Origin of the sequence: Marinirhabdus gelatinilytica, from assembly GCF_003353425.1 — a bacterium.
GTDB lineage: Bacteria > Bacteroidota > Bacteroidia > Flavobacteriales > Flavobacteriaceae > Marinirhabdus > Marinirhabdus gelatinilytica.
Genome location: NZ_QRAO01000014.1, coordinates 1 through 6526, shown reverse-complemented (window position 1 = coordinate 6526; position 6526 = coordinate 1). Strand labels below are relative to the sequence as shown.

General features: G+C 32.8%; 5 protein-coding genes. All 5 read right to left on the bottom strand.

Annotation, left to right across the window (positions count from 1 at the left end; genetic code table 11):
- Nucleotides 1–385: 385 nt before the first annotated feature.
- Nucleotides 386–1465: a PDDEXK nuclease domain-containing protein gene (locus tag C8D94_RS15060; RefSeq protein ID WP_115124801.1), complete on the bottom strand. Its 1080-nt coding sequence runs from the start codon at nt 1463–1465 to the stop codon at nt 386–388.
- 2 nt (nt 1466–1467) lie between these two features.
- Nucleotides 1468–2712: a DNA methyltransferase gene (locus C8D94_RS15055; RefSeq protein ID WP_115124800.1), complete on the bottom strand. Its 1245-nt coding sequence runs from the start codon at nt 2710–2712 to the stop codon at nt 1468–1470.
- Nucleotides 2712–4967 (bottom strand): hypothetical protein, encoded by a 2256-nt coding sequence (locus C8D94_RS15050; protein WP_115124799.1) that lies wholly within the window; start codon nt 4965–4967, stop codon nt 2712–2714. Before C8D94_RS15050 ends, C8D94_RS15055 begins: the two co-directional genes overlap by 1 nt.
- Nucleotide 4968: 1 nt before the next feature.
- A complete protein-coding gene (locus C8D94_RS15045; RefSeq protein ID WP_115124798.1) occupies nt 4969–5199 on the bottom strand; it encodes a hypothetical protein in 231 nt (76 codons plus the stop codon).
- Nucleotides 5200–5579: 380 nt separating this feature from the next.
- Nucleotides 5580–6395: a hypothetical protein gene (locus C8D94_RS15040; RefSeq protein WP_147278578.1), complete on the bottom strand. Its 816-nt coding sequence runs from the start codon at nt 6393–6395 to the stop codon at nt 5580–5582.
- Nucleotides 6396–6526 lie beyond the last annotated feature (131 nt).

Here is a 6526-nt window from a genome sequence, read left to right as displayed (position 1 = left end):
AGTCAAGTTGATTTCGTGACTTTCAAACCAATAATAATCCTTATGACTGCCTGTATTGTATTCCATTTCAATTTTCTTGCATTGTTGCCAACGGTTGTGTATAAGAATAGTAGGGCAGAAAGTAGGCTGTTACCATTCGGTTGAGTCACAAGCCCTTTTTTTGTTTTTCGGTTTTACAATTTACATCAATTAAAAGCTAAAACAAAAAAAGGGCGACTTTGCGGACACAAAAAGACCTTTGAGTTTAGCCAAAATCGCCCTATTATTTTTATACTTTGTTGTGTTTTCGTACTTTTTCCACAAACTTGATAGCGTTGGCAGAAGACATACTCTTTTACAGTTTTGGTGGTGCGTTGGCTGGTGCGACTGGAAATGTGTATGGCTTTTAGCGTTGGCTATTCCTTTCAGCTATTAATGATTTAAGCTCTTCTTTACTCGGTAACACAGTTTCGTACTTGCTTGCAAATATTTGCTCGTTGTTTTCGGGCAAAGTATATTCCACAACTGATTGGCTTTTATCTCGGCATAAAACTATTCCGATTGTTTTGTTTTCTTCGTCCAATCTTATTTCTCGGTCGTAATAATTCACATACATCTGCATTTGCCCAAGGTCTTGGTGCTTTATTTCTCCGATTTTAAGATCGATTAGAACGAAACATTTTAAGAACCGATTGTAGAACACTAAATCAATTCTAAAGTGTTTATCGTCAAAGGAAATTCTTTTCTGTCTTGCAACAAAAGTAAATCCGTTACCAAGCTCCAAAAGGAAATGCTCTAATTTGTCTATTATTTCTTGCTCTAACTCAGTCTCAGAATATTCTGAATGCTCTGGAAGTCCAATAAATTCCAAAATGTAAGGGTCTTTTATTGCATCTTTTGGCTTTTCAAAGACAAGTCCTTTTTCTGAAAGTTCTTTAACCTTGTCTTTGTTTCTGCTCAACACAAGTCTTGTGTATAATGCAGAATCGAATTGACGTTGTAATTCTCGGACGCTCCAATTATTTTTAAATGCTTCTATTTCGTAAAAACTTCGCTCGTTTTCATCATCAATGCGCATCAGTTTTAAATAATGCGACCAGCTTAATATCATATTTTCAGATTTCTGAGGCGAAATATCGGATGTTAATAACGCAGACAATGTTTGCGGTTTATTTGTTTTAGATTCCGCAGACAGGGATTGCGGTTTTGAGTAAACTAGATAAAACTGTCGCATTTGTTCTAAATTTCTTTCTGAAAACCCTTTGCCAAATTCCTTTGTGAGAATCTTAGATAATCCTTTAATAATCTCTTTACCATACTCAGCTCGTTCTTTACCACCTTGTTCTTCCATAACTATCATTTTCCCTATTTCGAAATAGGTAAGAACCATAGTTTGATTCACAGAACGCACAACTGTATTTCGTGCAGACTGTAAAAGATTTACAATCTGTGAATGAAATTTATTATTTGATAATTTGTTTGACATAACTATCCTAAAAAATGTTTTGTACTTTCTTGAATTGCTTCATAAGTTAAAATATTTTCTCCATTTAATCTTTCGTTATTTTCAAAAGGATTTATATCCGAAACTATTACAATTCTATCGGTAGCTGTTGCCTTACCTTTTGTCTCTCCCCAAATACGAGTTGTTTTATCTACACCTTGTATATAATCAGAAAAAACCCAAGTATTCTTGAATAGATTGTTTTCTTTTATCATCATTGCAAATTCACGAGCCAACGGTATTACACTTGTTGATGAACGTGCTACATCGCCAATGACAAAAACAGCCACACCATTTGGTTTCAACATTTCCTTAAATTGGAACGCAGTTTCTTTTGCAAACTTTACCCATTGGTTTATGTTTAAATCATCGTCAAGTTTTTCAGATATTTCTTCAGGGTCAGATTCTAAAAACCAAGAACGTATCCAATTTTGTTTTGCATAATTTACAATTCCTAAATATGGTGGTGATGTAAGCAATAAATCTACTTTTCCTTTAAACTTTGAAATTTCTTTTGATGAAAGAAGTTTTTTAGCATCACATTCATATATGTTAGATTTAATTTTTGGGGATTTATGTTTTTTAAAAACTCGTTCCACCTTTTCTTTTAAAATTTCAAATACGTTGCGATATTCTCTGCTAAGTTCTTTTGTTTGAACAAAACGTCTAACATAATCAGGCGACATACTAAAAGTATTTGGCATACTTATAGAAAGATATCCAGATGTTCCGTCTTTCCTAACTCCGCCGTGCATAATGCCCAAAATTGCACCAATAATAAATTGGTCAATCTTATCTTTTGAGCTCAAAAGTTCAGATTTTAAAAAGCATAATTCTGCAATTGTTCTTGAATGAAAGATAAGGTGAATTTCATCCGATTCCCCTTCCGCTTCTGGATGAAAAAGGGCATAATCATAATAGGATTGTAAATCGTTTATTCTATTGATTACATCTTCTTTTTTTAGAGAATTACTTTTTGCTCTACTAAGAGCTAACGCAATTGGATTTAAGTCAGAACCAAATGATTTTCTGCCAAGTATTCTGCTTTCTAAAATAGTAGTTCCACGACCAGAAAAAGGGTCAAATACTAAATCATTTTTATCAGTAAAATATTTAATGAAATAATTTGCCAATGAAGGTGGAAAGGCACCTAAATAGGAACATAATGAGTGCAATGGGTCTGAGTTATTTTTCTTTGCCCAAGGTGTAATAGATTCTTCTACCATCATTAACTTCTCGAATCTTCATTAACATTTTCAGTAATTATCATTTCGAAGAAATCTGAAATCATACCGCAAACTGTTTCGCTTGCATTCATTAACTCATATTCCTTCAATTTTTGATATGATTCTTCTGGAATCTGTTCATCTTCTTTTGAAAGAATAACATCAGGTCTGTTTTTATCAAGAATAAAAGCATAAAATGAAATATGTTCTAAATATTTGTTTTTAATATCTTGAACAGCTGAATCGTTTTTGCGTTGCGCTCTCGCTACTAATCTTGTAAGATTTTTATTTTCTTCTGAGACTGAAATAATTACTTCATCTTGACTGCTATTTACGACAGCAACGTTATTTTCATCCCAATCATTTTCTTGATAATACAAATGGTCTTTATCAATAAATTCAACTCGAATATTTGGGCTTTTATTTTTACCGTCCTTATTTGAATCGGAATTCTCGGGATTTTCTACTGCGACTACTTCAATAGAAGATGTTATAGATTTTTGACCTGGCGGTCTTAATTCAAGCGTTATTTCTCCTTTTTCGCCAATGTCAGTATCGCCATTTGTTTTAAAATATACAATTCCATATCCATCATTAACGTTTGCAGTTCCTGTGTAAGACCCAAAAGATTGTGGCTCTATAAAAGCAACAAATGTCTCTGTTCTTGCAAAGAAATTAGGATGCGCGTCGGTTTTAAATTTGACAGAAAATGATTTATTGTGATAAACTTCTTTAGGCGATTTTGTCGTAATTTCAAAAAATGTTGGTGGGTCTGAAAATGGGATTTCCGGCAGTTTGTTGGAACTGCCACCATCATTTGTGGATGTCGATGCAGTCACGGTTGAACCACTACCAGAGCTTTTTAAATAAGTGTTTATTCGTCTTGCCAATCTTTTCTTTAGACTATCCAACACTTGAGAATCGTCTTTAGTGAAGTATCTCTGTTTTCTGTTTCTGTCAAGTTCTTTTAGCTTGTCATCAGCATCGAGAGTTGCAATAGTTAGTCTTTTTAGCTCTTCTAAAATTGAAGTGTCTCTTAAAGATTCTCTTGTGCTACTAAACAACTGTCTTTTAGAATCGTTGTCCATATTGTCTGCTTCAATCTGGACAATTAAATATCGGTCCAAAAAAGGAAGTTTAAGGTCATTTTTAATTAAACCGTTAAGCATTGTACCTTGTTTTTGACCATTAAATGTTATGATAATGGGATGCGAAACAGTTGTGTAGTTTTTTATTCTGTTTTTTGGGTCTTCTCCTAATGAGTTCAAAACCCACCAATATATTGTGACGTTACCACTTTTAAAGGTTTGGCTAACCTTATTTTTATATTCTAAATTATCCGTATAGGTTAATAGTCGGTTATTTCCAGTTACAGTTCTATTTTCTTTCCTTCCTTTCCTTCTATCTGAAATTGTAAACGGAATGATCGGGTCAAACATATAGTTATGTGCCAAGTACCAAAGAGAGTTAGAGGGTGTTGTTATTTTACCTTTGTATTTACCCAAATCCATCAAGATATGGCGAACCAAAGTTCCAGGTTCAAAAGTTTGATCATCAACTTCTATGGTAAACGGTTGACCCGTAGATTTCTCAACCATATACTCGTACCACTCGTGCTTGTCTTTATCTAAATCTCCTTGATTTATCCTAACGATTGTGAATGCGATTTTTTTCTTTTTTCTACCATCTTCGCTGAAAAAAGGTTTTGAAATGATAATTGTGTTGTTATTATAAGATAGGGCAGTAGAGCCACCTTGTCCGAAAGCACCCATCAAATACAGTTTTCCAATTTTGTTACTTCCATTCAAAGCTAAAATTGTATCTGAAAATTGCTCAGGTTCTAAACCGATTCCTTTATCTCGTATTTCTACCGTTGGCTTTTCATCCAATCCAGAATCATAAAGCGTTACTGAGATTAAATCTGAAAGTTTTTCTATTCTCTTATCCCTTGCTGATTTAATTGTAGAAATTTTTCCTTCGTCAATTCCGTACCATTTTTCTGAAGCTCGTCTTGGTGTTCTAAAACCGTCTGGCTCATTTTGGTTTTTCCACTCTTTTTCTAAAACTGCATCGATTGCATTTGTTATTCTTTCAGTTACTCCATCTGCTGGGTCAGTTCCAATGTTTATAGTTGCTAAGTTGTTTCTTCTTTCTCCAACATCTTCCCAACGTATTTTTGATAGTCCGATTTTTTGAATTAATTCTCTAACATCCTTGGGTGTGTAAGCCTTTATTAAGTCTTGGTAAATGTCTTTCATATTAAAAGTTAAAAGATTCAGTATTGTTCTTGAGGTTCTTTTTATATTGAATCTCCATTGATTTTAGTTCTTCTTTTATTGCTTTGACCATTTTGTTTAGGTCTTCTTCGTTATACTCATAATTATTGATATTTGAGCATTTCGAAAGACTCCGAATTCCCTTAAGTATGTTTTCCACACGCCTTGAGGCAACTCGTTTAAATCGGTCTTCTTTCTTTTCAGAATTATCCATATTTTAGATATTCAATAGTTTGTAGTAGCAAATATAAAAATATATACTACATAATTATAAATATAGTTGATTATTTGAGCGCAAAGGCTAAGAAACAGCTCTTTTATTTTTTAGAGCGTTGGCTTCGAGCGTTGGAAAAAAATGAATGTGCTGTTTGTGCGGTTGGCTTTTAGTATGAAACACAACGGTTTTGTATAAGAACAGTAGGGCAGATTTGCACGCTATTCATTCGGTTGAGCCACAAGCCGAATTTTTAAATTTTTCTTATTATCTTTTTTTGTCAATAAGCCAAATTTAAAAATTTGGCGACCTCGAAATATACCCAAACCATTCGGTTTTGCTACAATTGCCCTATTGTTTTTATACGTTGTTGGGCACAGTTATTTTTTGTTTTTTAGACTTTCAATTTTGGCACAAGGATTAATTTCTGGTTTTGGTTCAACCTCTAAAACTTCTATATCCCAATCAAAGTTTCCTCTTTTTAGTAGAAATCCAGCGTTAACTCCTCTTAATTCTTCTATATTTATTCCTTTTATATCTCCTTTATAAATTGGTTCTTCAGATATAATGGTTTGTTTGAAAACTATTTTCTCGGAATTTTCGATTGTTAGTCTAAATTTAATTTTTTCAATGTCATATTCAGTTAAGTTGTTGAATACTGCGTTTACGTTATTGAAAACATAACCATTAAAACTGTCCCAATTAAGATTTGGGAATAGCGCCATTGATGATGGTTGATAAGGTTTATCTTTTATTAAATCACATTCTGAACTCAAGTTATTTAAATAAAAAATTAAAAAGTAATTTTCATCTTTTGCAGTATGATGAGTCAATCTTAATTTATAAAAAATTTCATTTACCTTGACATAAATATTTAAAGAGCTGTCATCTATAATTTGTCCACCTTCAAGTCCGTCTTTTGTGTCATAAGCAATATATTCAACCTCTTGGTCTTTAAAGGTTTCATATGCTTGTCCGAAGTTCCTTAAATTCAAGTTTTTTACTGCTAAAGAATCCGAAATATTTGGGTCAAGCGTGTAGTCAAATAGTTTTAAGAAACTTAAAGTGTCCTTTGTCTGAATAGCATTTATCAAATATTCAGGTACAGACTTGACATCTTTTCTGTTCAATTCAGGTTTTTGGTTACAAGAAACCAAGAATGTAATGCTGATTATATATAGTAAAGTTTTTTTCATAATTGTGCCCAACGGTCTTGTATATGATTTGTGGCGTAAGATACTCTATAGATTTTTCAGCCTTAACATATTATTTTTAAAAATAGCGAATTTTCTCGCTTTACTGAAATCGAGCCATAAATTATATGCTT

What these genes read in the sequence shown, in the direction of transcription:
- C8D94_RS15060 (WP_115124801.1), bottom strand. Translation starts at nt 1,465, where the DNA reads ATGTCAAACAAATTATCAAATAATAAATTTCATTCACAGATTGTAAAT.
- C8D94_RS15055 (WP_115124800.1), bottom strand. Translation starts at nt 2,712, where the DNA reads ATGATGGTAGAAGAATCTATTACACCTTGGGCAAAGAAAAATAACTCA.
- C8D94_RS15045 (WP_115124798.1), bottom strand. Translation starts at nt 5,199, where the DNA reads ATGGATAATTCTGAAAAGAAAGAAGACCGATTTAAACGAGTTGCCTCA.
- C8D94_RS15040 (WP_147278578.1), bottom strand. Translation starts at nt 6,395, where the DNA reads ATGAAAAAAACTTTACTATATATAATCAGCATTACATTCTTGGTTTCT.
- C8D94_RS15050 (WP_115124799.1), bottom strand. Translation starts at nt 4,967, where the DNA reads ATGAAAGACATTTACCAAGACTTAATAAAGGCTTACACACCCAAGGAT.